The sequence below is a fragment of the Oribacterium sp. oral taxon 108 str. F0425 genome, from assembly GCF_000214455.1.
Classification (GTDB): Bacteria; Bacillota; Clostridia; order Lachnospirales; family Lachnospiraceae; genus Oribacterium; species Oribacterium asaccharolyticum.
On record NZ_AFIH01000001.1, the window covers coordinates 355,854 to 379,925 of the forward strand.

The following is a 24,072-nucleotide window of genomic DNA, read 5'->3' on the forward strand; positions in this document are numbered from 1 at the left end:
ATGAGCATTGTGTATTGTCTGATGCTCTAAAATTGTTCTAAGACCTTATATAGAAAGTAAGAGAATATGGGTAAAAAAGTAGTAATTATTGGAGCAGGTGTTTCTGGCTTGAGTGCTGGAATATATGCATTGCAGGCTGGATATTCAGTAGAAATATACGAAAAAAACAAAATGCCCGGTGGTGAGTGTGCAGGGTGGAACAGACAAGGATATCATATAGATAATTGCATTCATTTTCTCGTTGGATGCAATAAGGATGAACAATTATATAAAATGTGGGAAAATCTAGGAGTTCTTTCTGATAGTTTGGAGATTTATCGTGAGCCATATTTTTATTGTATGGAAATGGACGGGGTAACACTACATTTGTGGAGAAATTTAGAGAAAGCAAGAAAAGAGTTTTTAGAACTTGCTCCGGAAGATACCAAAGAATTAAATTTGTTTTTTGACTGTGCTAAAAGCTTAGAGTGTATAAAGCCGCCATGTGATATTTCAATTGCTCATATGAACCTAATACAATTTATTAAACTAGGAATGAGTATGAAAGATGCTAATAAGGCTATAAAGGAATATGGAAAACAGTCTATGGAAGACTTTACAAATCGTTTTACAAATCATTACATTAGAGCGATTTTTAAAAATTACTTTAATAGAAACTTCATTGCCCTATCCTTTGTTGCATCGTATGCTTTTTATACAAGTAATACAGCAGCTATTCCAGAGGGAGGTTCTGTTGGCTTGGTTAGTAGAATGCTTGCGAAATTTGAATCTTTGGGTGGAAAACTACATTTAGGCGTTAATATTGAAAAAATAAATATTGCAGATAAGCAGGTTGTTAGTATTATTGGTAATAATGGAAAGGTTATCAACTCAGATAACTATATTTGGTGTGCAGACCCACATTCTCTTTTCTATGACTTAATTGATGAAGGATATTTGGATAAAAATCTTAGATACATGTATGAGAATCCGGAGGGTTATGTTTCTAATACAGGTTATCAGGTTGCATTTGGAATAGTTACTGAAGCGGATTTGAAATTACCTGAAGGAAGCATTATTTTTCCTTGTGACGAATATGATGTTGCAGGAGAAACACACAATTTTTGTGGAATGCGTGTTTATGATTATGATGAAACACTATTTCCTATGGGAAAGAGAGTTATTCAGTGTAATGTTTTACAAAATGCTGAAAATTATGCTTACTGGTTTGGGCTAAAAGATAATAAAGAGAAATATAATCAAGAAAAACAGCGAATTGCAGAAGAATTGAGATTAAGGGTTGAAAAAAAGTTCCCTCAGCTTGAGGGTAAACTTATCGTGCTTGGAACGTATTCTCCAGTTACATTCACAACTTGGTGTAATGCCTACAAAGGGGGATATATGAGCTTTAATCCACAGAAAGGTTATAAGAGTAAGTATGTTAAGAGCATTATCAAAGGTATAAACAATTTATACCTTGCAAGTCAATGGATTCAAACCGGTGGAGGGCTTCCTATAGCTGCAGCAAGTGGAAAGTTTGCCATAGATAATATGAAATCTCATAGATAAATTCAAGTTTGCTAGTATGGGTAAATTTGAATTTGAGGGGGTGTTTTTATGTCAACAATTAAAATTGAAAATCTCACTTTCTCATATTATGGCTATGTAAAACCTGTATTTGAAAATGTATCCTTTTCATTTGATACGAACTGGAAAACAGGGTTAATAGGAAGAAATGGAATTGGAAAATCAACACTATTTAAGCTACTTCTAAACCAAGAAGTTTATCAAGGTAAAATCAGCAAAAGCGTTGATTTTATTAAATTCCCACCCAATTTAAGTGATACTTCAAAATTAGGGATTGAGTTATATAAAGAACTAATATCAGATGAGGAAGAATGGAAATTATTTAGAGAACTTAATTTGCTAAATGTAGATGAGAGTCTTGTTTACAGAAAGTTTGAAACGCTTTCTAAAGGAGAACAAACAAAAATCCTTTTAGCTATTTTGTTTACAAGAGAAGATGGTTTTTTACTTATTGATGAACCAACAAACCACTTAGATATGGACGGAAGAAAAATTGTCAGTGAATATTTGAAAAGTAAAAAAGGTTTTTTGCTTATATCTCATGATAGAGATTTTTTAGATGGCTGTATCAATCATGTTATTTCTCTTAACAGGAATTCTATTGATGTCCAATCAGGAAATTTTACATCCTGGTATGAAAATAAATTGATGAAAGACCAATTTGAAATTAGTCAAAATGAGAAATTAAGAAAAGATATTAAACGATTAAAAGAAGCTGCAAGACAAAGTCATATTTGGTCTGATAAAATTGAAAATACTAAAAACGCTGTGAAAGTATCAGGTGTAAAACCGGACAAGGGACATATAGGTCATCAGTCAGCTAAGATGATGAAAAAATCTAAGAATTTGGAGCATAGACAAAATAAGGCAATAGAAGAAAAACAGAATTTACTAAAAGATATTGAAACAAAGGAAAGTCTGTTGTTGCATACGTTAGATTATCATAAAAATCCTCTAATATCGGTTAGAAATTTATCATTATGCTATGGAGAAAGGCAGATATTAAGCGATGTAAGTTTTGATATAAAGAGAGATGATATAGTGGCTATATATGGGGGGAATGGTAGTGGAAAATCAAGCTTGATTAAAATTTTATTAGGGTTACATCACGAGTATTCAGGTGATGTAAAATTAGCAAGTAATTTGAAAATATCGTATATTCCTCAAGATACATCTGATTTAACAGCTAGCCTAAATGAGTATATTGAAAGCCAAGGTGTTGATGAAACATTGTGCAAAACAATTCTCAGAAAATTAGATTTTGCAAGAGAATTATTTGAAACAGATATGAAGAACTATAGCGATGGACAAAAAAGAAGTTTTAATTGCCGTAAGCTTATCAAAGCCGGCTCATATATTTGTTTGGGACGAACCGTTAAATTATATAGATGTAATATCAAGAATACAGATTGAGGAAATTATAAAAGAAGCAAATCCTACACTCATATTTGTGGAACACGATAAGAGGTTTGTAGAAGATATAGCGAATAAAATAATACGACTATAAACTAAATAGCAAATTCCGATTTGTAGGGGAGAGTAAAATGTTAAAAATAAAAAATTTATATTTCAAGAGGATTGGGGGGACAGAAGAAGCTGCCTCATGTTCTTTAAAGCAGACCAAGAGGAAAGCGCCTCGTGGGCTGTAGACATTGGGTTTAAGCCCGGGGATTTTGAGGATTCCGGAAGCGGTATATATAGTTACTTCTGCTACATTTGAAAAGAAAAAAGAGGTTCGAAACAGCTTTTGGATCTTTCAGTTATCGAGATGTGCCTTCCAAGGCATTTCCTCTTGGTATTCGTTTAGTTCAATAAGATGAGAAGTCTAGGAAAGTTATGGAGGGTTGATTTATGGGTGACGTTATTCTTGAACAATTAGCACCGGATGATAGGGAGCAATTTATATTAGATAATCAGGAAGCATTTAATTATGGTGCAATGGTAGAGTTTGGCCTTAGAGATAACCGCTTCGAAGAAGATGGACAAATTATTTCAAGAAAAACAATTGAACGTTCTATTGATGATGGAAAGGCGTATCGTATCATATACAATAATAAAAAAGTCGGTGGAATTGTAATAAATGTTAATGGTGAAAAAGGCGAATTAGATTTGCTGTTCGTTGCTCCAAATGTTCACGGTAAGGGCATTGGTTATGCTGCATGGTGTGAGATTGAAAAAATGTATCCTCAAGTAAAAGTTTGGGAGACGGTAACCCCATATATTGAACAACGCAATATTCATTTTTATGTAAACAGATGTGGCTTTCACATTGTAGAGTTTTTTAATAAGTATCATCCCGATCCTAACGAAACAGACAGTATGGGCGAAGAAATTGACTCACAATTTCAAGATGGGATGTTTAGATTTGAGAAGAAAATAGATTAGCATATTAGAATTTGATGAGATAAATTAACTTTAGTTTTGTCTAGAATGACAAATCCCGGTTTGTAAGGAGCACAAGATGTTAAAAATAAAAGATTTTACATTTCAAGAGGATTGGGGAGGCAGAAGAAGCTGCCTCATGTTCTTTAAAGCAGACCAAGAGGAAAGCGCCTCGTGGGCTGTAGACATTGGGTTTAAGCCCGGGGAATTCGAGGGAAATGAGATTTCCCCTTCTATCTGTATCAATCCCATAGATACCGATAAGAGTGATGTAAAGGAATTGGTGGGGACTACATTTTCAGTAAAGACAGTAGAGGAAAGTGAAGAGCGTGAAGATTCCTTTTATATTTATGAAAATGAACCGCTAATTGAATACAGGATAGAAGTCTTAGATATAGTAGAGGCAAAAGCCCATATAAAATGCAATGGGGTGCTTATTCTTGACGGCTATGCGGAGCCATGGATAGAGGAAAAATTCGAAATAGATAGTTGGGTTCCGGTAATAGAATCCGTGCAGGATTGGGATAAGCTGGCCTTATGACGGAAGAAGCCATTCGGCGCTTAGCTGCTTTAAAAGAAGATTCCGGTAAGTATGTCAGAAAATCCGTGGGCAATGCTTTACGAGATATCAGTAAGAAGTTCCCGGATTTTATTCAGAAATGCTTTATTTTCACCTGATAGTTGCATATAATGAGACTATGAGGTGAAAATATGATAAAAACAACAGCAATGCTCCTAGAGGAGTTAAGTGAATACGGTTCTCCCAAGTCTAAGCTCTCCCGTATGGCTAAGAGTGGTGAGTGCTTCCCCATAACAAAAGGACTATATGAGACGAATCCACATACTCCGGCTTACTTACTTGCCGGCAGTATTTACGGACCTTCCTATATATCTTTTGAATATGCTTTGAGCTTCTATGGGCTGATTCCGGAAGCAGTATATACAGTTACTTCCGCCACATTTGAAAAGAAAAAGAAAAAGAAGTTTGAAACAGCTTTTGGAACTTTCAGTTATCGTGATGTGCCTTCCAAGGCATTTCCTCTTGGTATTCGTTTAATTCAAGAGGGAGAATATTTTTATAGGATTGCCGAGCCGGAAAAGGCTTTATGTGATCAACTTTATACCATTGCACCGGTGGGAAATACCAAGGAGCTTTTTCGGCTTTTAACAGAAAGTTTACGTATTGAAGAATCAGAACTGAAAAAGCTGGATGCCTCTAAGGTATGTGCGTATAGTGCAGCGTATCATACCACCAATATTAAAAAGTTGTACTCCCTTCTGAGGAGGATTTAATATGAACACAGTAATTGAAGAGATGCTGAAAAGCTATCAGGTGGATAATATATATGACAGAAAAAATGCCATGAAAGAAATTATGCAGGAAATTGTACTTTGTGGCTTATCCCGTGCTGGATTTTTTAAGGAAGCTGCATTTTATGGTGGGACTGCTTTAAGAATCTTTTATGGACTTGACCGTTTTTCGGAGGATTTGGATTTTTCTTTGGAGCAAATAAATTTAGATTTTGATTTATGCTCCTATTTTCCGGTGTTGGAAAAAGAAGTGAAGGCCTTTGGCTTGAATGTGGAAATCCAGGAAAAGGAAAAAACGAAAGATAGTAACATTCGATCCGCTTTTTTAAAGGGGAACACAAAAGAACATCTTTTGCTATTTTATGCAGATGAAAGACTTGTGGGAAGCGTGGCTAAAAATGAAGTGGTTAAAATCAAATTTGAGGTTGATACCAATCCACCCGCATTCGCTACCTATGAGCACAAATATCGCTTGTTACCTGTGCCTTATGAAATCCGCTTGTATGACATGCCTTCTTTGTTTGCCGGGAAAATCCATGCGGTAATCTGCCGTGGGTGGCAGAGTCGCATTAAGGGTAGAGATTTGTACGATTATATTTTTTATCTTTCCAAAGCTGTGACCGTCAATCAAAAGCATCTTAGAGCACGATTAATCGACAGCGGATATATTTCTGAAAATCAAGAATGTACATTAGAAGAGATTAAAACGATGCTAAAGAATCGTTTTGACAGTATTGACTTTTTGCAAGCCAGAAAGGATGTTGAGCCATTTATTCGCGATACTTCCGTTTTGGATATTTGGAGTTCGGACTTTTTTAAGCAGATTACGGAAGGATTGAAAGTACTATAAGACCATGCAAATTTCACTTTATAGCTAAGTCTGTTTTTTGATTAAGAAAAGGAATTGATTACTAAATATAAAACATGAGGTGAGAAAAGAAATGGAGTTAAATAAAAACAATGTTATTGAAAATGCTTATGATAAACTCTTTTTCACAGAAAAAAAGCAGACAAAGGATATACAAATATATTGCTTAAACAATGATACAGGAACGGGTGAAATGCGCTGCTATAATCTTTTGGAAGGAATTCAACTTTCTTACAATACTTTGAATATGCAAACTACTTATCAAAAAATAGAGCCTAAGGAGGGTATGTTACAGATTGATCATTGTTTAGAAGGTTGTTATGAATTTATTTTAGAAAATAACGAGCATGCCTTTTTAGGGAGAGGAGATTTAAGTATTGTTGATCTTGGCAAAGCTTCATTTAAAAAGTCGTGTATCCCTATGAAGAAATATGTTGGACTTTCACTTTTTATTGATATAAATGTGGCTCAAAAATCAATTGATCAATATTTTCCGTATGGAAATATTGATTTGCATAGATTACGAGACAGATTGTGTAAAAATGGAGTATCTTTGATTATACGTTCTCGTGATGGAATAAATCATATTATCAACGAATTGTATGAGGTAGATGAAAGAGTAAAACTTCCATACTCTATTATAAAAACGATAGAGTTACTTTTGTTTTTAAGCTTGATAGAATCAAAAGATACAGAACAGTTTTCATCATTTTCCGAACCAATATACAGAGCAACTCAAGAGTGTTATAAAATGATTATAGAAAATCCTTTTGAATGGCTGAAGATAAAAGATTTAGCGAAAAAGTTTGCGGTTTCCGAATCAAGTCTTAAAAATTGCTTTCAATGTATTTCGGGGCAATCGATAGGTGCTTTTATGAGGACAAACAGAATAAAAGAAGCAGCAATTCTTTTGCATAAAAAACCATACTTAAGTATAGGGGAACTTGCCAAGATGACCGGTTATGAAAATCAAAGCAAGTTTTCAAAGGCGTTTAAAAGTATTATGGGTAAAACTCCAAGTGAATTTAAGTGAGAGCAATTTGTCTTTTTGGAGTTAAAAAATACCCAATTGGTTATAGAGAACTCCTAACATTGCAGGTACACTTAACATAAATGGTGATGTAAGGCACTGGTACACCAGTGCCTTAATTTTTTTCATCAGGGTTAGTTGAAACTAATATAGAACTGGAATTTAGGAGGGAAGTTTATTATGAAGTTAAAAGACATTATTCAAATCACTGTATTTACAGTTATTGCTTTTGTTTTAGGTATGGCTGTATCAATGGGAACAGGAATGTTGGGAACCGTTTCTCTTTATGTTGCAAGCGGCTTTTCTGCCCTTGTAATTGCTCCACCCTTTGTTGTAATGGCAAAAAAATTAAGAAAAAACCTTCTGCTTTTATCTTTTTTATGTTGTTGTCTGTTTTTTGGTCACTGATGGGATACTGGCCGATGCTTATCATAAATTTAGTAGCAGGCATTGTGGCTGAACTTATCATAGGAAATTATGAAAGTGATAAACGAGTTGCAGTAGCTATTGCAACAGGAATGTTTATCATTTCAATGCATGCTATGACCTTTGTTAAAGTTTTAGGTCCTGAAAAATTAGTGGAAGTATTTACTGTTTTTTCTCCGGAGCAAGCTCAATATATGTACACATTTTTTACACCTAAAGCAATGTTGATTTCAATTATTGTAAATATTGTTTTGGTCACTTTGGCTGGTTTGTTCGGAATGTATATCAATAATAAATTTTTTGAAAAAAGAAAAGAGAAAGGGATACTTTGATGCAAAAAAACACAGTAAAAGAGACTTGCATAGTAAATAGTATAGTTTTGTTTATCCTCATCGTTTCATTTTCCATTACACTTTTTATTACTGATAAACTTGGCTATTACATTATGATGTCCGTTTCATTTATTTTGTTACTAACGCATTCAAAAAAAGCATTTCTTAGTATGTCTGTAAAGTACCTATTTCTTTTATTGCTTTTGCATTTGTTGGAGAAACTTCCTTATAGACTTGGAGTGGCATCTTTTATAGGTTTACTTTTAATTGGAATAAAACTTTTTCCTATTTTTGTTTTAGGTAGGATACTGATTTCTTTATCTCCACTTACAATAATGAGTTCCTTAAGGAAAATTGGAATTCCAAATGACTTTAACCTTAGTATTACTACGGGACTCAGATTTATGAGTGAGATGGAAATAAGGATTAAAGAAATACGAAATGGTATGAAAGTAAGGGGCTTAAGAATAAGCCTCGTACATCCTGTCCGTTCATTTGAACTTTATCTTATTCCATTGATGTATAAGTGTCTTCATGTAAGCGAAACTTTAACATCTTCCATTATTTCAAAAGGTGCAGAGTATGAAATAAAAAAACAAGTTACAATCCAACTAAATATAATATTTTTAGACTTGATTTGTTTGGTTGTTGCTTTTTATTTAGTATGGAGATTGTTTTAGATGCAGAGGATTGTGAATGAAAATTTTAGAAGTCAAAATCAACCAATTTAAGTATAAAAACAGCAAAGAGATTATCTTAAAAAATTTAAGTTTAAGTGTTGAGCCGGGTGAATTGATTGTTATAACAGGACTTTCAGGATGTGGAAAAACGACTTTGACAAGAATATTAAATGGCTTAATTCCCAATCACTATGAGGGTGATTTAGACGGAGAAGTAAAATTATTTGATAAAAATTTGCTGGATTACGAAAAAGGTGAGCTTGCAAAATATATCGGTAATGTATTTCAAAATCCATCGGATCAGTTTTTTGCTACCATTGCGGAAGAAGAAGTCGCCTTTGTCGGAGAAAACTTAGGAATGCCCCTTGAGGAATTAAAGCAAAAAACAAAAGAAGCCTTTGAAAAAATGGGGATTTCTAATTTGATGGAAAAGAAACTTTCAGAACTTTCCGGCGGACAAAAACAAAAAGTGGCAATCGCTTCTACCTTGCTATATGATACCAAAATTATTTTCTTTGATGAGCCTTCCTCCAATTTGGATTATCAGGGGATTGTTCAGTTTAGAAACATTGTTTGTACTTTGAGAGAGATGGGAAAGACGGTTGTTATTGCGGAACATCGATTGTTTTTTTGAATGATTTATATGACCGCTTAATCTATATGAAAGACGGGACAATCGAAAGGATATTCTCTCGTGGGGAACTCAAAGAGGATGATTGCAAAAAATATGGATTGCGAGCAATCCGTTATCAGTCTCTGAAAGCACAAAACTCGGATGAAGAGCAAGAAAAGGTTGCCGAGATCGTAGATTTAAATATCAATATCGGGAAACAGGAACTCATAAAGAATCTTTCATTTGATCTTCATTATGGAGAAATTATGGCAATCATCGGGAAAAATGGAATCGGAAAAACAACGTTAGGAAGAACTTTAGCGGGTTTAATTAAAAATAAAGGGGAAATAAGCTATGGAAAAACAACGAAAGAAAGATTGAAGCAATCATACTATATGATGCAGGATGTGGATTATCAAATTTTCTTTGATACGGTGGAAAATGAACTGATTCCTAAAAATAAAGTGAAAGACAGGGAATACTTAAAAGAAGTCACTACCTATATTCATGCAATTGATTTGTGGGATAAAAAAATGGATCACCCGCAAGAACTTTCCGGTGGGCAAAAGCAAAGGCTTGCACTTGCCACTGCCTTTTTAAGTGAAAGAAAAATCATTATATTGGACGAGCCGACTTCAGGACTTGATTATAAGAGAATGAAAGAAATAGGAGCTATGATAAGGAAGTATGCCGCCAAGAGACCGGTGGTTATTATTACCCATGATTTAGAGCTTCTCTTTGAAGTGTGTAATACGGTGCTGATGCTGGATGACAAGACTTATAAAAAGATACCTGTAAAAGGAAATGAAAGTAAAATATCGGATTTCTTATTTGCTCCCATAAGATAAAAATTTTTGGTATAAGAGGAGGATTTGGATTATGAATTTAATCAAACAGTATGTAAAAGAATATAAGAACACTTACATTCAATCCGTTCTATTGGCAGTTTTAGGAGTGGTATCCGGTCTTGCCGCATATATCTTATTAGCAAAAATGATTGTAGGACTGATTGGAAAAAACACAGAATTCGGATTTTATTTGCAATACGGTCTTATGATATTAGCTGCAATAGTCTTGAAAGAAATCTTTGCGGCGGCTTCCACTTCCATATCGCATCAGGCAACGTTTTATTCCTTAAAAAAGATAAGGGAAGAAATTTCAACCAAACTGTTTCGGATGCCCCTTGGAAAGGTTATGAATATTTCTTCCGGTAAGCTCAAGAATATTATTGTGGATCAGGTGGATTCCATGGAAACAACCTTAGCACATATTATTCCTGAAATGACTGCCAATATCATCGGTCCGATTCTCTTGCTGATTTATATGTTTATTTTGGATTGGAGATTGGCACTTGTTTCCTTGATTCCTCTTGTGATTGGAATGTTCTGTATGAAATCGGTGATGGCATCTTATGGGAAAAAGTATCAGCAATCGGTGGAAATCAATCAGAAAATGAATAACGCAGTGGTGGAATACATTGGTGGAATTGAGGTCATCAAGATGTTCAATCAAAGCGAAACTTCCTACCAGAAATACAGTGAAGCAGTCCATGAAAATGCGGCATTTTATTATCATTGGATGAAAGAAACGATGATTGGTGTATCTGCATACAGAAAAATTTCACCTATGTCCTTGCTTACAATTCTGCCGTTAGGAGTGTATTTCTATTTAAATGGTTCCTTAACAATAGCGACTTTTATAACCATCATTGTACTTTCTTTTGGAACGGTGGAAAATATATTGACGGCGACCAATTATATGGATGATCTGTCCAGAATAGGAACGATTACAAAGGAAATCGGATTGATTTTGGATGCCCCTGATCTTGAGCATGGTAAAGGGAATGTTTCGCTATCCGGCAGTGATATTGAACTGAAAAATGTGGATTTTTCCTATACGGAAGATAAGAAAGTATTAGAAGGGGTCAGTTTGACGATTGGGGAAAATCAGGTAACGGCATTTGTCGGTCCGTCAGGAGGCGGAAAGTCAACCATTACGAAGCTGATCGCGGGTTTTTGGAATGCAGATGCCGGAGAAGTAATAATCGGGGGAAAAAACATCAAAGAGATTCCGCTGGAACAGTTATCCGAAACCATCTCTTATGTATCACAGGACAACTATCTATTTGATATGTCTGTCAGAGAAAATATAAGAATCGGAAAACCGTCGGCAAGTGATAAGGAAGTAGAGGAAATGGCAAAATTATCCGGTTGTGATGAATTTATCCGAGGGTTATCCGCCGGGTATGACACGATTGTGGGAGAAGGCGGAGGACATTTGTCCGGAGGAGAAAAGCAACGAATTTCTATCGCAAGAGCCATGCTGAAAAATGCACCGATTGTTATTTTAGATGAAGCCACCTCCTATATGGATACCGAAAACGAAAGCATTGTGCAGGAAGCCATCAGTAATTTGGTGAAAGGAAAAACATTAATTTTAATTGCACATAGGCTTAGAACCGTTGTCAATGCAGATAAAATATTTGTGGTCGAAAACGGGAAGATTGAAAGCTGTGGAAAGCATGAGGAACTTTTAGAAACGTCAAAAGTCTATTCCTCTTTGTGGAAAGCTGCGGGAAAGGAGGAGCGTTATGATTACAGTATTTAAGAAAATATGGAACTTTGCGGAAAAAGAACAGCCGAATATACGAAAGTCCATTATTGTCGGCTTCCTTTGTGCGGCGTTTAACGCAATGCAAATGGGCGGTGTGTATTATGTTCTCGTTAAAATATTTGACGAAACTCTTTCCGTGAAGGATATAGCCGTTGTTTTAGGGATTCTTCTTGTCAGCTTAGTCGGAAAGATTATCACGCAATATATATCTCAGCTGGAGCAAACGCATGCCGGCTATTTTATGGCGGCGGATAAAAGAATCCGTATCGGAAACAAGCTGAAAAGAGTACCGATGGGATTTTTCAGTGAATTCAGTTTAGGAAAGATTACAACAATGAGTACCACCACCCTCAGCCAGATTGAAATGCAGGTACCGATGTTGCTAGTGCTTGTTTTAGGCGGATTACTCAATACTTTCGTCTTTGCCTTAGCCTTATTTTATTTGCACATAATGGTAGGAATTACCGCATTTTTGGGTATCCTTGCATTTTTTATTGTCACCTATTTTATGGAAAAAAAGTCAAGAGAAAATGCAAGCGAAATCGGTATTGCTCAAACACATTTGACAAAACAGGTACTGGAAACCGTACAAGGAATGCAGGTGATTAAATCATACAATTTAGGCGGCAAGAATAATAAAGAACTGAGTAATGCGTTTGAAGAAAACTGCAATATTACAATGAAACTGGAAAAAACCATGACGCCGTATATCGCCTTGCAGCGAATTGTTCTTGGAATCAGTATTGCCGCTATTATTATTTTATCTGCCAAGTATTACATTGAAGGAGATATGCTTTTGGCAGATGCGATTATGTCTATGATTGCCGGCTTTATTATTTTTGAAGGAATTAAAGCGGCAGGAAGCTCTATGGCAATACTGAGAATTGCGGAAAACTCCATCGACAGCTTGAAATATTTGGAAAAGATTCCGGAAATAAAAGAAGGAGCTGAAACAAGCCCAATTCGTCACCCGGATATTGAATTTAAAGATGTTTCTTTCGCTTATGATGAAAAGACAATTTTAGATCATATTTCCTGTGAGATGAAGAAGAACACCATGACCGCCATTGTCGGTCCGTCCGGAAGCGGAAAGACGACCTTTTGCAATCTGATTGCAAGATTTTGGGATGTAAACGCAGGAGAAATCTTAATGGGCGGCAAAAACATTAAAGAGTATACCCTGCCCAATCTGATGAGTCATATCGCTATGGTATTCCAGAATGTATATCTCTTTGAGGATACGATTGAAAATAATATCAAGTTCGGTGTGCCAAGTGCCACAAGAGAAGAGGTCATAGAAGCTGCTAAAAAGGCGATGTGTCATGATTTTATAGAAGCCTTGCCAAATGGTTACGATACGTTGATTGGAGAAGGCGGAGCTACTCTTTCCGGAGGACAAAAACAGAGAATTTCCATTGCCAGAGCTATGTTAAAAGATGCCCCGATTGTCATTTTTGACGAAGCCACAGCAAATATTGATCCGGAAAATGAAGATAAGCTAAAGGCTGCCATTGAAGAACTGACAAAAAACAAAACCATTATTATGATTGCTCACAGGCTTTCTACCATACGAAACGCCGATCAGATTTTAGTTTTAAATAACGGGAAAATAGAACAACGAGGAAATCATGAAGGACTGATGAAGCAGGGAGGTTTGTATAAAACCTTGATAAGCATGAAAAATAAAGCAACTATTTGGAAGATTGCCAATTAGTGTGAAGGAGAAGGTTAAAATGAAACTATTTCAAGCCGTCATTTCCTTTTTTATACTGGAACTCGGTGGAAATTTACAATTACTTGCTTTGAGCACGGTGGCAAAAGGAGGATTCACCGTGTTATTATAGACTTTGAAATTGAATTTGTTCGTGAAGCCTTTCCCGTAGCAGGTGATATTGCCATAAAATCCATGATGGGCGGATGTCTTGTATGGGACAGAAAGGAGTCTATAAGTGAGATTACTCATATTTGGTCCGGGAGTGATAGGCTCGCTGTATGCCTCGCTTTTTGCCGAAGCGGGTTTTGATACTACTGTTTATGCAAGAGGAGCCAGACTGGAAACGCTCAAGAAGAAGGGTCTGCTTTATTTGAAAAGAGAAAAAGTTACAAAAGCAAATGTTTCTGTTTTGTCTGAACTCAAGGATAATGACGAATATGATTTTATATTCTTGACAGTCAGAGAGAATCAGTTATATCAGGCACTTGAGGAACTGAAAACCAATAATAGCAAATGCATTGTAACAATGACAAATTCTATGGATGACTATAATGAATGGGAGAAGATTTGTGGGAAAGGCAAAATCCTTCCGGCATTTCCGGGCGCAGGAGGAAGGATTAAGGATGATATATTGGATGCCATGCTTACTCCGAAAATCATTCAACCGACTACTTTTGCAGAGATTTCCGGAATGAGAACGGATAGAGTAAGACGCCTTTCTTTGATTTTTAAGCAATCTTCTATTCCATATCATATAGTGAAAGATATGCACATTTGGCAGCTTTGTCATCTTGCAATGGTAGTTCCTATTGCAGATGCATATTATGAAGCGGATAATCCCGCAAAAGCCGGCTATGAACACAAGACTATGTGTAAGACAGCAAAAGTTCTAAAAAGAAACCTCCAACTTGTGAGGAAAACCTGTGGCAAGTTATCCCCATGGAAAATGAATATTTTTTGCTTGTGCCGCTACCGATATTGACTTGTATTATATCGTTTGTATATAGAAGTACTTTCGGCGAAAAGTTCATGTATCAACATTCGATAAACGCACCGGATGAAATGAGAGAATTACACAAGCAATTTTATGAGTACATGGAAAATGTTATAAATATAACTGAGGCTGAATCAATGCTTTAGAAGTAAAAGTAATGGAGGAATTTCAAATGGGATTCTGGATATTCATGCTAATTATGGTTTTACTTATTCCGTTAACCATGCTTTTCTTCGGTTGGCTACTTTTCAGGAAAACACCTAAAGAAATTAATTATGTATACGGATACCGAACAAAAAGGTCAATGATGAATGAGGAAACATGGAGATTTGCGAATCAATATTTTGGGAAAGCATGGTATCTTTAGAGAAGATAAACAGAATTGACGGAGCTTTTTGGGTGAGATTTGTCAGTGCAAAATAGAAAAGGGCAGAGCAAATCTCTTAAGGAGGTGAGTAGATTTGAAAGAATATATTGCCGCATTAGAACAGGAATTTTCTTCGATAGAAAATGGTTTCAAGACGGAAGAAAGTAGAGCTTTGCAGGATTTTCACTCCCATGATTTTGCTTATTGCAAGACTTTGGCATTTGCAGCTTTTCAATCTCCTGCTTATCAAGTGAGAATGTATGGGGTATTTCTTTTCGGCTACTTATCTGAAGATGAAGAAATCCTCCATTTTATGAAGGAAGAAGTTACGAAGGATGAGAACTGGAGAGTGCAGGAGATTTTAGCGAAGTCCTTTGATACCTATTGTAAAAAAATCGGAATGGAAAAAGCCCTTCCCACGATTTCGGAATGGCTACAAAGTCCTGAGCCGAACGCCCGAAGAGCCGTTACGGAAGGGCTAAGAATCTGGACAAGCAGAGCCTATTTTAAAGACCACCCGGAAGAAGCCATTCAGCGTTTAGCCGCTTTAAAAGAAGATCCCAGTGAATATGTCAGAAAATCCGTGGGCAATGCTTTACGAGATATCAGTAAGAAATTTCCGGATTTTATTCGAAAAGAAGTAGAGGCTTGGTCCTTAGATAGTAAAGAGATCAAACAGGTGTATCACTTGGCAAGTGAATTTATAAAGGATTAAAGACATTGTTCTGTTACTTGCCATAATTGGAACGGAGAAGTTGAGAAGGAGGTATACTAAATTGAATTCTAAGAGACTGGCAAAATTTCTTATCATTACATTCCTTATTTCTTGGATAGCATGGTGTGGGCTTGCTGCGTTAACAAGTCTCAATATTATTCCATTTTCCCATCCTTTAGGTACTATTCTGCATATTATAGGAGGCTTCGGACCAGCGATAGCAACTTTATTTGTATTGGAAGAAAAAAATACGATTAAATCTATAGTAAAATACATTTTTGAGCACAGAAAAAAATCATTGAACTATCTGTTTCTATTTTCTGTTTTTGAAGTACTGACAATAAGTTTATCTTCAAGAGAATTTAATGCTGCATTAAAGATGCATTTGATACCTTTAATTTTTCTACAAGCAACATTTATATATGGTGGTGAAGAAGAATTAGGTTGGAGAGGAGTTTTGCAGCCTTTATTAGAGAAACAATTGAATTTTCCGATATCCGCCATCATTACAGGTACAGTGTGGGGGATTTGGCATATACCGCTTTGGTTTATAAATGGCTCATCTCAACAAAATATGCCGTTTACCTTGTTTTTAGTATTAGCTATTATACTCAGTTTTTGGCTAGCAACAATTTACAAAAAAACGAAATGCATATTTGCTTGTAGTGTTTTTCATGGATTGACAAACACTCTTTTGTCTATGTTTATCATTAAATTGAATATTATACTTATAATAGGTGTTATTGCTATGCTTATATATTCAATATGTATATGGTATTACGGAGAAGCAAAATCATAATTCCCAGTTTGTAGGGGGAGAGAAAACGGAATGGACTTATGGGATCAGATCAAGAATAATACGGAACTTCATACTATGCTTATGCGAGAGTGTGATATTTGCTTTTACAAGCAGCTTCAGGAAATTCAGTTTATGGAGAATAATGAGAACTATTCTATGCAAGCTAAGGCATTTGCACATGATGCAAGTGGCGGAGAATTTGTGTTGTTACAGGATGAAAGTATTGGCTTTATCGGTAGTGAAGGAGAGGTAGGATAAGATTCGGGGGCGTTAGCGGAAGAACTGTCACTTCCGTTTCATCCGGAGCATTTGCAGGATGTGGCAATGCAGTTTTATAAAGCAGCGATAAGAGAGCCTTTATTTTCCTGCAAATATATGGACGGTACGGAGGAATATACTTGTGATTCCCTGCTTTCCGATACGGTAGGGATGTGGGTGAAAGAACTTAGCGGAATGACGAAAGAGGAGATGGAAAACAATCATGAACCTTTATAATTGGATACAGAAAGTGTTCTTTGAAACTTATGAAGAATGGCATATGAAAGACCCCAATTACGATAGAAATGGATTTCATATCATTGGAATTGATAATTCTCTAAAAGCGATGCATGACGGATATACCACTTATGCAGAGATAAGCCCGTCCCATGCCGTAAAGGGCTGTACGTCTATGAAAGCGGTAGTCGGGAAAAGCAAAGAGCTGGTCAATTTATATTTGAAAATAGAGGATAAAAAATATCTTATTTCCGACTTAAGCTACAGTGATGCTGTAAAGATTATGAGAGCGTTTGTAAAAAAGGAAGTTCTTCCTGATGAAAAGACGTATACGGAAGTGATAGGAAATGATGATGCAATCGTAAAATCCGCATTTGAAGAATTAACAAAGCTCCTGCTGGCAGACCCCCAAACAGCGAAGCGATTCTTAAAAAAACACAAGCATGAAAGTATGGAAGATATGGACCATGCCTGGGAAGAGCTTTTTTTCGCATTAGAGCGGAAAGGAAAGCTTATAGAACTGGATTGGAAAGCAAGGAAAGATAGCTTTATTCCTGCTGTGCGTAAATTAAGTGCCGGACTAAATCTCAATCCGAATGAGAAAATACTGAATGATGAAGAGGATATTCCAAGGTGGGGAAAGATTCTGAATGCCCAGTGGACAGAATATGTTTTGTCTGCTATGGATATAGGAAGTGACAGCTATGCGATGATGGTTCTTAGCAAGGAAGACTTTGAAAAAGCAAGGGAGCTGGCGAAAGTAATCTTGCATAGGATAGCAGTGATTGAAGAGATGTGAGAAGAGAGATGAAAAGAGAAGTCTGAGAAAAATTTGAGGTGTAAATAGACATGGAAACACTAAACAGCATCATTCAAAAAATGGAAGCCTGCATTCAAGATAATGACGATCTTGAAACCGTGATGATGGACTGCATGGAAGAAATTGAAGAAAACTATAATCAATTAGACTCCGTACAGCCCTTGCTCCGTCTGATGGAAAGGCATCCTTTGACAGATTTTGGAAGTCCCGGACCAATCGTCCATTTTGTGGAGAGATTTTATAAAAAAGGATATGAAGAAGAACTTCTTCTGTCAATAAAAAGAATGCCTACATTGCATACGGTTTGGATGCTAAATCGTCTTATCAATGGAACAGATCAGGCGGAAATCTATTTAGATATTCTGAACGGAATTTCTGAAAATGCATCCTGCGATAAGGAAATCAGAGAAGAGGCATTGCACTTCTTATCGATTCACTAAACTGTAATAGAAAAGGTGATAAATATTAACTTGGCAAAAATTTCAGCAAACGGTCAGATTACAGTGCCTGTAGAAGTGTGTTATGGAAGAAAGGTATAATGAATAATAAGTCGATAATGAAAGCATTTTTATTTCCAACATTGCTTCATATAACAGCAGTTGCAGTGCTGGTTGGAATTCTAAAAGAAAAAGGATATGGATTAGGCTACCATTCTTTTTGGGGGATGGTTTTTATTATCATTGGAGGTGTGTCGTCCGCCTTTTGGGGCGTATTTTATCAAATTAAATACAATGGGAAAAATCCTTTGTGTATAATAAAGGATTTTTTCAAGATAAAGCAGCCATTTAAAATCTATGCAATGGCAATTGTGTTTTTAATTATAGATTTTTGTTCTGTGGCAATAAGTAAGGGATTCAAAATTGAAAATGTATGGATTTCGATAGCTCTATTCTTTAAGGCCATTCTATTTGGCGGAATAGAAGAAATAGGATGGAGATATTCTTTCCAACCCTGTTTAGAGAAAAAGCTTTCCTATATCGTTGCGACGGTGATAACCTTTGTGTGCTGGGGAGTATGGCATTTTTTGTTCTTTTTTATTGATGGTAGCATTGTAACGGTTGATGTTCTTAATTTCTCGTTGGGACTATTCACAAACTGTTTCATACTATCGGCATTATTTGCCTATTCAAATAGTTTATGGATATGTGTAATGACACATGCACTAATAAATACATTATCTCAAATTAATTTCCATGATAATGTAATTATAGGGAATGCATCCAAAGTAATATGTATAGTTGTTGCTATTTTGTTAGTTCATGCGACAAAGAAGGCAAAATATAGCTTAATGAAGGATGACAATGCCTCTACAGGTGGCTGAGTGATCCTTCCGCCAAAAGTTCAGCGATTTGATAGGAGAACTATATCAAGAGCAAGGTTGCGGGAATCAACGCGTTATTATAAAAAACATGGATTATATTGAAAGCGAGGTGAATCGAGTGTTAATGAATTCGTCGGAGTATATCTCCATTGTTGAGAAGATTAAGAGTGAAATTACGAGTGCGCAGTATCGGGCAGCTGTTCATGTAAACGCAGATATGTTGCTCCTATATTATGACATCGGTTGTGTCATTAACGAGCACAAAACTTGGGGAAACAAATTTATTGATAACCTTGCGGCCGATATTCGTATGGCGTTCCCGGAAAGCAAAGGTTACTCTGTTCGCAATCTAAAGTATATGGCAAAATTTGCTGAGGCTTATCCCAATCGTGAATTTGTGCAACAGGTTGTTGCACAAATTCCATGGGGACATAATGTGGTATTGCTGGATAAAGTTTCTGATGCAAAAGAACGAGGATGGTATATCAAAAAATCAGCAGAAAATGGCTGGTCTCGCAATGTGCTGGTGCATCAAATCGAAAGCGGACTATATCAGCGGCAGGTGCTGGTTGATAAGGTTTCTAATTTTGAAAGTCGCTTGCCATCGCCGCAAAGTGAGTTGGCAACGCAGACCATGAAAGATCCGTATGTGTTCGACTTTATCCCATTCCGTGAGGAGATGTTGGAAAGAGATATTGAGCAGGCGCTTGTTCGTGATGTTACGAAGCTTCTTCTGGAACTTGGAACAGGATTTGCATTTTTAGGCAATCAGTATCATCTTAATGTCGGAGGCGATGATTTTTATATTGACCTATTGTTTTATAATCTGAACTTGCGGTGTTATGTAGTTATTGAGTTGAAGACCGGAGATTTCAAACCGGAATATGCCGGTCAGCTGAACTTCTACCTGTCTGCTGTAGATGGAATTCTAAAGAAAGAGGAAGACAATCCGTCCATCGGCTTACTGCTCTGCAAGAGTAAGAATAATTTGGTTGCGGAATACTCTCTAAAGGACATTTCAAAACCGATTGGCGTAAGTGAATATAAAGTCACCCGAAGCCTGCCGGATGCTCTGGAAGAGCAGTTGCCGTCGGTTGAAGATATTCAAAAGAGAATCAAGTAAATTATGCCTTGGAAACAAAAGGGTATTTTTCTATGAGTTCATTATCCAGTTCCATCATGTGAAGAAGCCGGCTGGATGAACCGGAAGGCTGGTTGATGCCGGCTTCCCATGCCTCTACAGTTTTAATGGAAACACCCATATAACTTGCAAAGTATTTTTGAGATAAACCGGTTGAGGTTCTGATTTTTTTTATATCATTCGCTTCGTATACTTTAAGCGGAATTACGGTGATCCGATGTCTTTTTAACGCAGGAGTCTCTTTTTTTGCGTCTTCCAGTGCTTCATTCAGCCCGGATAAAATGCTGTCGAATACGGGTTTTCTACTCATTATTTACCTCCCATAAGGTCTTTTTTAGCGTATCAATCATTTTTTTGATTAGATTTCGTTCTGCTTTAGAAAGATTGTCTTTTTCCTTCTTTCCATATACGGTAATCAGATATATCGTCTCTACGAAAATAAAATCCACGAAGCAAACTCTAGCTCCTCCGCTTTTTCCTTTTCTATCCAAAGAAATTCTGGCTTTTCGAAGTCCGCCGGTTCCTTTCATGATAGGATATTTTTCCGGATCTTCTAGAATGCTAAGTTCCAATAAGCGTAGGTCTTCATCATCAAAATCCAAGCTATCCCAGTTTTTGGAAAACTCATTGGTTTGAATAAATGTCCTTGTCATAGTATTGTCTCCTGATATAATATACCCTATTAAATAGGGTGTCAATGATTATTGAATTGCTTTAATGAAAAATAAAAAATTGAATCAAAAATGAGGAGTAGTATTTTGATAATGTATTAATAGATACAGAATATTGGGAATATGTAACGATAGTCATAGAAAAGCTATAGAAGATAAATAAGTGTATAGAATACATGGGAAATAAATAAAGTGCTTGAGTGGAATTATGTTTTAGAATTTTACTGGATTGCTTTTTCTGTTTTAAAGATTGGAGAGAATGCTTTCAGCTTATAGTTCTTTTCACGAGATATAAATAATATGCCTAAAGTATAGCACAAAACGAATCGAGTCAAAGAGATTTTTGCAGAAATTTGATACAATTTATTTAATTATTTTTTACTTCAAGGGACAAAGAAGGCAAAATATAGTTTAATGAAAGCTAACCATTCAAGTTGGTAGTAAGGAGGAAAAACATGAAAAAGTATATGGGAATCGCTTTAGCTTTTATTTTATTTTTGCCTTAACAGCTTGCGGAGCGAAGAAGGAAATCAGCTTGCCGGAAGCAAAGGACATAACGGAAATTGAAATCACGGAAAATCCTTCCGGAAATACTGTAAAAATTACGGAACAGGATGAAATAGCTAAAATTGTGAATGACATCAAAGAAAATACTAAAGATACAGGAGGGAAAAGTTATAATGAACACCCTGCAAACATTAAAAAATTTCTGGCTGTTAGCTTTTATTATAACAATACGGAAAGGAACTGGGAGGTCGTTTATCTATATGAAAATAGAAATAAGACCTATGCTGAACAACCCTATTCAGGGATTTGGAAGATCAAAAAAGAAGTATTTAAAGAGATTAGCGGTAAATTAAAGCAATAAAGGGACAATGTAAAAGGATTTTGACACACGTTATAAGTGATGTAAAAGCCATTTGCTGGACGACAGGGGGCATTTTCCCTAAAATAAAAATGCCAGGGAGGTGCAGTAGCATGGAGCATGATATTAGAAATAAAATCATTATCATACTTTCTTATCTATTGATTTGGGCACTTGCCATGATTGTGTTTTGGTTTTTTACAAGCGGAAGTGATGCTATGGGCTACAGCTTGATGTACCTTTGGATTATCCTTCCGGTAACAACATTTGTTGAGTCCGTGCTGATTGGGAAAAATGACTTTTTTGGAAAAGGAAAATGGGGATTTACTCTTTTCTTTGGCCTAATGTATATGCTGGCCGAATATGGAACATTTAAAATGGCAAACAATATTGCTTCCAATAAGCTGAATGCCCCGGACTTCGGAATGATTGTAGCCGGAGTGATAATCTCTGCAATCGGTATCTTGCTGGGTTCATTGTGGAAGAAGAAACACTAATTAAGGAGGTAGTTCCTTGCGTTATATCCTTTTCCTTCGAGCTGTCAATGTGGGTGGGAAAAATAAAGTTTCTATGACGGATTTAAAAGCCTTATTGGATAATGCAGGTTTTGAAAATCTTGATTCCTATATCAACAGCGGCAATCTGTTTTTCAGTAGTGCGGAAAGTCGTGAGGCTTGTATCTTAAAGATAAGAAAAGTCTTAGAAACAAACTACGATTTTTCAATTCCCTTTGCTTTACTTACGAAAGAGGAGTATTTGGAAGAACAGGCGGCATTACCGGCTTGGTGGGAAGAGGAGCTGGCAAGAAGAGATGTTTTGTTTTATTCCTGTGGTATGGATAAATCCGGAATTCTCCACTTTATAGAGAACTCTACATTTTACAATGAGAAAGTATATGTCGGGAAACAGGCAGTATTTTGGGGGAAAATGGATGAGGCGGAATATCTAAAAACCACCTACCATAAAAAACTCATGAAGCAGGATTTCTACAAGCAAATTACGATTCGAAACGGAAATACCTTTGATAAGATTGCTGAAATTTTGAGGAGCTCAGAATAAAAATAATAAGAACGAGACTTTCCGGAAAGCTTGAAAATGTTGTACCGGGTTAAGATATTCGGGAATCCTAGTGGGAAAACGATAATTAAGTAAAATTTATACGCCGGAGAATGTTTTTTGAAAACGCATTGAACTTTAGGGAACTTCCTACTACTGATTAGCATAGAAAAGTTCCCTAAAAAAGGCTCTAAAAAGATGCTGTGGAAGTATCAAGAATAATGAGTTGACAAAAAAACGAAATATTCAAAATATTATTAGAGAATGTATATTAGGTAGTATTATTCCTATAGATTCTATGCTTTATTACTTTATTTTGTCAGTTAATTTAAGGAGGGTATTTTGAGTCCGGAAATCTTTTCTTTTGTTATTTATATGATTCATGCTTGTGCAAATCGCTGGAGTAAGACAGCTGCAAAGGTATATATTGCTTTAAAACAGAGTGGCTGTCTTAATCATTACCTGGTTCCGAATTATGATATTTTACATACACAGAGTACTGATTTTGTTGTGCAAGATATTGAAGAATATCTTGCACAAAAAGAGGTGATAGTATGATAGTATTTCATGGTTCAAATCAGCGTGTAGAAAATCCTGACGTAAAACATAGCCTTCGGAATTTGGATTTTGGTTCCGGATTTTATGTGACTACGGTAAAAGAACAGGCAGAGAAGTGGGCAAAACGTAGAGCGGACTTAGTGACAGGAAGTCCGATTATTAATAGCTATGAGCTTAGTTTGGATAAAACAGATTTTAATGTGAAAGATTTCGGCGAGGATTTGAACTCTTGGATTGATTTTGTGTGTAATTGTCGTGAGGGGAAAAAGGATTATTTGCAATTTGACATTATTATTGGAAAAGTTGCAAATGATAAAGTTTTTCGAGTGGTTGATATGTATCATCAAGGGATATGGGATAAAGAAAGAGCGATAAAGGAAATTCGTGTTTATCCCAATTATGACCAGATTGCTTTTATTTCTCAAAGATCAATTGATGAACTTTTAGAATTTGTTTTAGCAGAGGAGTTAACACCATGACAGAGGAAGCTTTAGAGCAGTTTTATCAAGAAAGTCTTGAAGAAAGATTGATACAAAATATTGCAAAAGAGTTGCATTTATCTTTAGAAGAGGCGATGGACTGTTATTATAAGAGTAGGCTGGCAGGCATGATTCAGGAGGGAAAGGAAGGAGTGCAGTATCTGGATTATAGGGCTTTAACTGCGCTTTTTATGGAAATGGAGAAGGTATAAATTTCATTTACAGTCCACAAATAAGCTATTTGCAGGCGGTAATT

The 24,072-nt window shown here is 36.0% G+C and carries 26 protein-coding genes and 5 pseudogenes; 29 read left to right on the top strand and 2 right to left on the bottom strand.

From position 1 onward, the window contains the following. Positions 1-66 precede the first annotated feature (66 nt). The 23 genes and pseudogenes from HMPREF9124_RS01795 (at position 67) to HMPREF9124_RS01895 (ending at position 20,169) form a co-directional block, all read left to right on the top strand. On the top strand, positions 67-1,548 hold the full coding sequence (locus HMPREF9124_RS01795) for a phytoene desaturase family protein (RefSeq protein ID WP_009427657.1): 1,482 nt from the start codon (positions 67-69) through the stop codon (positions 1,546-1,548). Positions 1,549-1,596: 48 nt separating this feature from the next. Further along, positions 1,597-3,073: pseudogene (gene lsa(C) / locus HMPREF9124_RS01800) on the top strand (ABC-F type ribosomal protection protein Lsa(C)). 344 nt (positions 3,074-3,417) lie between these two features. Next, positions 3,418-3,951 (top strand): GNAT family N-acetyltransferase, encoded by a 534-nt coding sequence (locus HMPREF9124_RS01805; RefSeq protein WP_009429463.1) that lies wholly within the window; start codon positions 3,418-3,420, stop codon positions 3,949-3,951. 76 nt (positions 3,952-4,027) lie between these two features. Further along, on the top strand, positions 4,028-4,489 hold the full coding sequence (locus HMPREF9124_RS01810) for a hypothetical protein (protein ID WP_009429508.1): 462 nt from the start codon (positions 4,028-4,030) through the stop codon (positions 4,487-4,489). A 5-nt stretch (positions 4,490-4,494) separates the two neighbouring features. Next, positions 4,495-4,605, top strand: a pseudogene (locus tag HMPREF9124_RS11935) (phosphomethylpyrimidine kinase); the annotation flags it as partial. A gap of 54 nt (positions 4,606-4,659) precedes the next feature. Beyond that, positions 4,660-5,241 (top strand): type IV toxin-antitoxin system AbiEi family antitoxin domain-containing protein, encoded by a 582-nt coding sequence (locus tag HMPREF9124_RS01815; RefSeq protein ID WP_009428449.1) that lies wholly within the window; start codon positions 4,660-4,662, stop codon positions 5,239-5,241. A gap of 1 nt (position 5,242) precedes the next feature. Continuing rightward, complete coding sequence (locus HMPREF9124_RS01820) at positions 5,243-6,109, top strand: nucleotidyl transferase AbiEii/AbiGii toxin family protein (RefSeq protein ID WP_009429291.1); 867 nt, start codon at positions 5,243-5,245, stop codon at positions 6,107-6,109. Between the two features lie 91 nt (positions 6,110-6,200). Continuing rightward, positions 6,201-7,160: a helix-turn-helix domain-containing protein gene (locus tag HMPREF9124_RS01825; protein WP_009429276.1), complete on the top strand. Its 960-nt coding sequence runs from the start codon at positions 6,201-6,203 to the stop codon at positions 7,158-7,160. Positions 7,161-7,397: 237 nt separating this feature from the next. After that, a pseudogene (locus tag HMPREF9124_RS01830) lies at positions 7,398-7,915 on the top strand (MptD family putative ECF transporter S component). Next, complete coding sequence (locus HMPREF9124_RS01835; RefSeq protein ID WP_009428713.1) at positions 7,915-8,595, top strand: energy-coupling factor transporter transmembrane component T; 681 nt, start codon at positions 7,915-7,917, stop codon at positions 8,593-8,595. Before HMPREF9124_RS01830 ends, HMPREF9124_RS01835 begins: the two are co-directional and overlap by 1 nt. Positions 8,596-8,611: 16 nt before the next feature. Next, positions 8,612-10,056: pseudogene (locus HMPREF9124_RS12825) on the top strand (ABC transporter ATP-binding protein). A gap of 31 nt (positions 10,057-10,087) precedes the next feature. After that, positions 10,088-11,815: an ABC transporter ATP-binding protein gene (locus HMPREF9124_RS01845; RefSeq protein WP_009429338.1), complete on the top strand. Its 1,728-nt coding sequence runs from the start codon at positions 10,088-10,090 to the stop codon at positions 11,813-11,815. After that, positions 11,799-13,535: an ABC transporter ATP-binding protein gene (locus tag HMPREF9124_RS01850; RefSeq protein ID WP_009429758.1), complete on the top strand. Its 1,737-nt coding sequence runs from the start codon at positions 11,799-11,801 to the stop codon at positions 13,533-13,535. The genes HMPREF9124_RS01845 and HMPREF9124_RS01850 overlap by 17 nt, the downstream gene beginning before the upstream one ends. Positions 13,536-13,770: 235 nt before the next feature. Next, positions 13,771-14,675, top strand: a pseudogene (locus HMPREF9124_RS01855) (ketopantoate reductase family protein). Between the two features lie 77 nt (positions 14,676-14,752). Next, positions 14,753-14,896: an SdpI family protein gene (locus HMPREF9124_RS01860; RefSeq protein WP_330367754.1), complete on the top strand. Its 144-nt coding sequence runs from the start codon at positions 14,753-14,755 to the stop codon at positions 14,894-14,896. Between the two features lie 94 nt (positions 14,897-14,990). Then, positions 14,991-15,611 carry a HEAT repeat domain-containing protein gene (locus HMPREF9124_RS01865; RefSeq protein ID WP_009429267.1) on the top strand — a complete coding sequence of 207 codons (621 nt, stop codon included), beginning with the start codon at positions 14,991-14,993 and terminating at the stop codon, positions 15,609-15,611. A gap of 61 nt (positions 15,612-15,672) precedes the next feature. After that, on the top strand, positions 15,673-16,410 hold the full coding sequence (locus HMPREF9124_RS01870; protein WP_009429770.1) for a CPBP family intramembrane glutamic endopeptidase: 738 nt from the start codon (positions 15,673-15,675) through the stop codon (positions 16,408-16,410). Between the two features lie 30 nt (positions 16,411-16,440). Next, positions 16,441-16,668, top strand: coding sequence for a hypothetical protein (locus HMPREF9124_RS12135; RefSeq protein WP_009428195.1), 228 nt, complete (start codon positions 16,441-16,443; stop codon positions 16,666-16,668). 66 nt (positions 16,669-16,734) lie between these two features. Next, entirely contained in the window at positions 16,735-16,905 is a 171-nt protein-coding gene (locus HMPREF9124_RS12140) for a hypothetical protein (RefSeq protein ID WP_009428199.1), read from the top strand. Beyond that, positions 16,892-17,704: a DUF6630 family protein gene (locus HMPREF9124_RS01880; protein WP_009429374.1), complete on the top strand. Its 813-nt coding sequence runs from the start codon at positions 16,892-16,894 to the stop codon at positions 17,702-17,704. Before HMPREF9124_RS12140 ends, HMPREF9124_RS01880 begins: the two co-directional genes overlap by 14 nt. A 50-nt stretch (positions 17,705-17,754) precedes the next feature. Then, positions 17,755-18,165, top strand: a complete 411-nt coding sequence (locus HMPREF9124_RS01885; RefSeq protein WP_009427839.1) for a hypothetical protein — start codon at positions 17,755-17,757, stop codon at positions 18,163-18,165. Positions 18,166-18,263: 98 nt separating this feature from the next. Then, the gene (locus HMPREF9124_RS01890; RefSeq protein WP_009429542.1) at positions 18,264-19,046 is read left to right on the top strand and encodes a CPBP family intramembrane glutamic endopeptidase; all 783 of its coding nucleotides are present in this window, start codon (positions 18,264-18,266) and stop codon (positions 19,044-19,046) included. A 124-nt stretch (positions 19,047-19,170) separates the two neighbouring features. Then, the gene (locus HMPREF9124_RS01895) at positions 19,171-20,169 is read left to right on the top strand and encodes a PDDEXK nuclease domain-containing protein (RefSeq protein ID WP_009429173.1); all 999 of its coding nucleotides are present in this window, start codon (positions 19,171-19,173) and stop codon (positions 20,167-20,169) included. 1 nt (position 20,170) lies between these two features. Here HMPREF9124_RS01895 and HMPREF9124_RS01900 read toward each other — a convergent pair whose 3' ends face one another. Then, positions 20,171-20,497 (bottom strand): helix-turn-helix domain-containing protein, encoded by a 327-nt coding sequence (locus HMPREF9124_RS01900; protein ID WP_009429845.1) that lies wholly within the window; start codon positions 20,495-20,497, stop codon positions 20,171-20,173. Next, complete coding sequence (locus HMPREF9124_RS01905; protein ID WP_009427814.1) at positions 20,490-20,840, bottom strand: type II toxin-antitoxin system RelE/ParE family toxin; 351 nt, start codon at positions 20,838-20,840, stop codon at positions 20,490-20,492. Before HMPREF9124_RS01905 ends, HMPREF9124_RS01900 begins: the two co-directional genes overlap by 8 nt. Before the next feature lie 553 nt (positions 20,841-21,393). Here HMPREF9124_RS01905 and HMPREF9124_RS01910 point away from each other — a divergent pair. The 6 genes from HMPREF9124_RS01910 (at position 21,394) to HMPREF9124_RS01935 (ending at position 24,028) form a co-directional block, all read left to right on the top strand. Further along, entirely contained in the window at positions 21,394-21,726 is a 333-nt protein-coding gene (locus tag HMPREF9124_RS01910; RefSeq protein ID WP_009427978.1) for a DUF5301 domain-containing protein, read from the top strand. Between the two features lie 110 nt (positions 21,727-21,836). Next, a complete protein-coding gene (locus tag HMPREF9124_RS01915; RefSeq protein WP_009428115.1) occupies positions 21,837-22,220 on the top strand; it encodes a hypothetical protein in 384 nt (127 codons plus the stop codon). A gap of 16 nt (positions 22,221-22,236) precedes the next feature. Beyond that, positions 22,237-22,782 carry a DUF1697 domain-containing protein gene (locus tag HMPREF9124_RS01920; protein ID WP_009429870.1) on the top strand — a complete coding sequence of 182 codons (546 nt, stop codon included), beginning with the start codon at positions 22,237-22,239 and terminating at the stop codon, positions 22,780-22,782. A 339-nt stretch (positions 22,783-23,121) separates the two neighbouring features. Further along, positions 23,122-23,337, top strand: a complete 216-nt coding sequence (locus tag HMPREF9124_RS01925; protein WP_009428270.1) for a DUF3791 domain-containing protein — start codon at positions 23,122-23,124, stop codon at positions 23,335-23,337. Further along, the gene (locus HMPREF9124_RS01930; protein ID WP_009429055.1) at positions 23,334-23,816 is read left to right on the top strand and encodes a DUF3990 domain-containing protein; all 483 of its coding nucleotides are present in this window, start codon (positions 23,334-23,336) and stop codon (positions 23,814-23,816) included. Before HMPREF9124_RS01925 ends, HMPREF9124_RS01930 begins: the two co-directional genes overlap by 4 nt. Further along, positions 23,813-24,028, top strand: coding sequence for a hypothetical protein (locus tag HMPREF9124_RS01935; protein ID WP_009429962.1), 216 nt, complete (start codon positions 23,813-23,815; stop codon positions 24,026-24,028). Before HMPREF9124_RS01930 ends, HMPREF9124_RS01935 begins: the two co-directional genes overlap by 4 nt. The last annotated feature ends 44 nt before the right edge of the window (positions 24,029-24,072 follow it).

Bases quoted from the DNA above. Each gene is read 5' to 3' on its own strand.
- HMPREF9124_RS01795 (WP_009427657.1), top strand. From the start codon at position 67: ATGGGTAAAAAAGTAGTAATTATTGGAGCAGGTGTTTCTGGCTTGAGT.
- HMPREF9124_RS01805 (WP_009429463.1), top strand. From the start codon at position 3,418: ATGGGTGACGTTATTCTTGAACAATTAGCACCGGATGATAGGGAGCAA.
- HMPREF9124_RS01810 (WP_009429508.1), top strand. From the start codon at position 4,028: ATGTTAAAAATAAAAGATTTTACATTTCAAGAGGATTGGGGAGGCAGA.
- HMPREF9124_RS01815 (WP_009428449.1), top strand. From the start codon at position 4,660: ATGATAAAAACAACAGCAATGCTCCTAGAGGAGTTAAGTGAATACGGT.
- HMPREF9124_RS01820 (WP_009429291.1), top strand. From the start codon at position 5,243: ATGAACACAGTAATTGAAGAGATGCTGAAAAGCTATCAGGTGGATAAT.
- HMPREF9124_RS01825 (WP_009429276.1), top strand. From the start codon at position 6,201: ATGGAGTTAAATAAAAACAATGTTATTGAAAATGCTTATGATAAACTC.
- HMPREF9124_RS01835 (WP_009428713.1), top strand. From the start codon at position 7,915: ATGCAAAAAAACACAGTAAAAGAGACTTGCATAGTAAATAGTATAGTT.
- HMPREF9124_RS01845 (WP_009429338.1), top strand. From the start codon at position 10,088: ATGAATTTAATCAAACAGTATGTAAAAGAATATAAGAACACTTACATT.
- HMPREF9124_RS01850 (WP_009429758.1), top strand. From the start codon at position 11,799: ATGATTACAGTATTTAAGAAAATATGGAACTTTGCGGAAAAAGAACAG.
- HMPREF9124_RS01860 (WP_330367754.1), top strand. From the start codon at position 14,753: ATGCTTTTCTTCGGTTGGCTACTTTTCAGGAAAACACCTAAAGAAATT.
- HMPREF9124_RS12135 (WP_009428195.1), top strand. From the start codon at position 16,441: ATGGACTTATGGGATCAGATCAAGAATAATACGGAACTTCATACTATG.
- HMPREF9124_RS12140 (WP_009428199.1), top strand. From the start codon at position 16,735: ATGCAGTTTTATAAAGCAGCGATAAGAGAGCCTTTATTTTCCTGCAAA.
- HMPREF9124_RS01880 (WP_009429374.1), top strand. From the start codon at position 16,892: ATGAACCTTTATAATTGGATACAGAAAGTGTTCTTTGAAACTTATGAA.
- HMPREF9124_RS01885 (WP_009427839.1), top strand. From the start codon at position 17,755: ATGGAAACACTAAACAGCATCATTCAAAAAATGGAAGCCTGCATTCAA.
- HMPREF9124_RS01890 (WP_009429542.1), top strand. From the start codon at position 18,264: ATGAATAATAAGTCGATAATGAAAGCATTTTTATTTCCAACATTGCTT.
- HMPREF9124_RS01895 (WP_009429173.1), top strand. From the start codon at position 19,171: ATGAATTCGTCGGAGTATATCTCCATTGTTGAGAAGATTAAGAGTGAA.
- HMPREF9124_RS01900 (WP_009429845.1), bottom strand. From the start codon at position 20,497: ATGAGTAGAAAACCCGTATTCGACAGCATTTTATCCGGGCTGAATGAA.
- HMPREF9124_RS01905 (WP_009427814.1), bottom strand. From the start codon at position 20,840: ATGACAAGGACATTTATTCAAACCAATGAGTTTTCCAAAAACTGGGAT.
- HMPREF9124_RS01915 (WP_009428115.1), top strand. From the start codon at position 21,837: ATGGAGCATGATATTAGAAATAAAATCATTATCATACTTTCTTATCTA.
- HMPREF9124_RS01930 (WP_009429055.1), top strand. From the start codon at position 23,334: ATGATAGTATTTCATGGTTCAAATCAGCGTGTAGAAAATCCTGACGTA.
- HMPREF9124_RS01935 (WP_009429962.1), top strand. From the start codon at position 23,813: ATGACAGAGGAAGCTTTAGAGCAGTTTTATCAAGAAAGTCTTGAAGAA.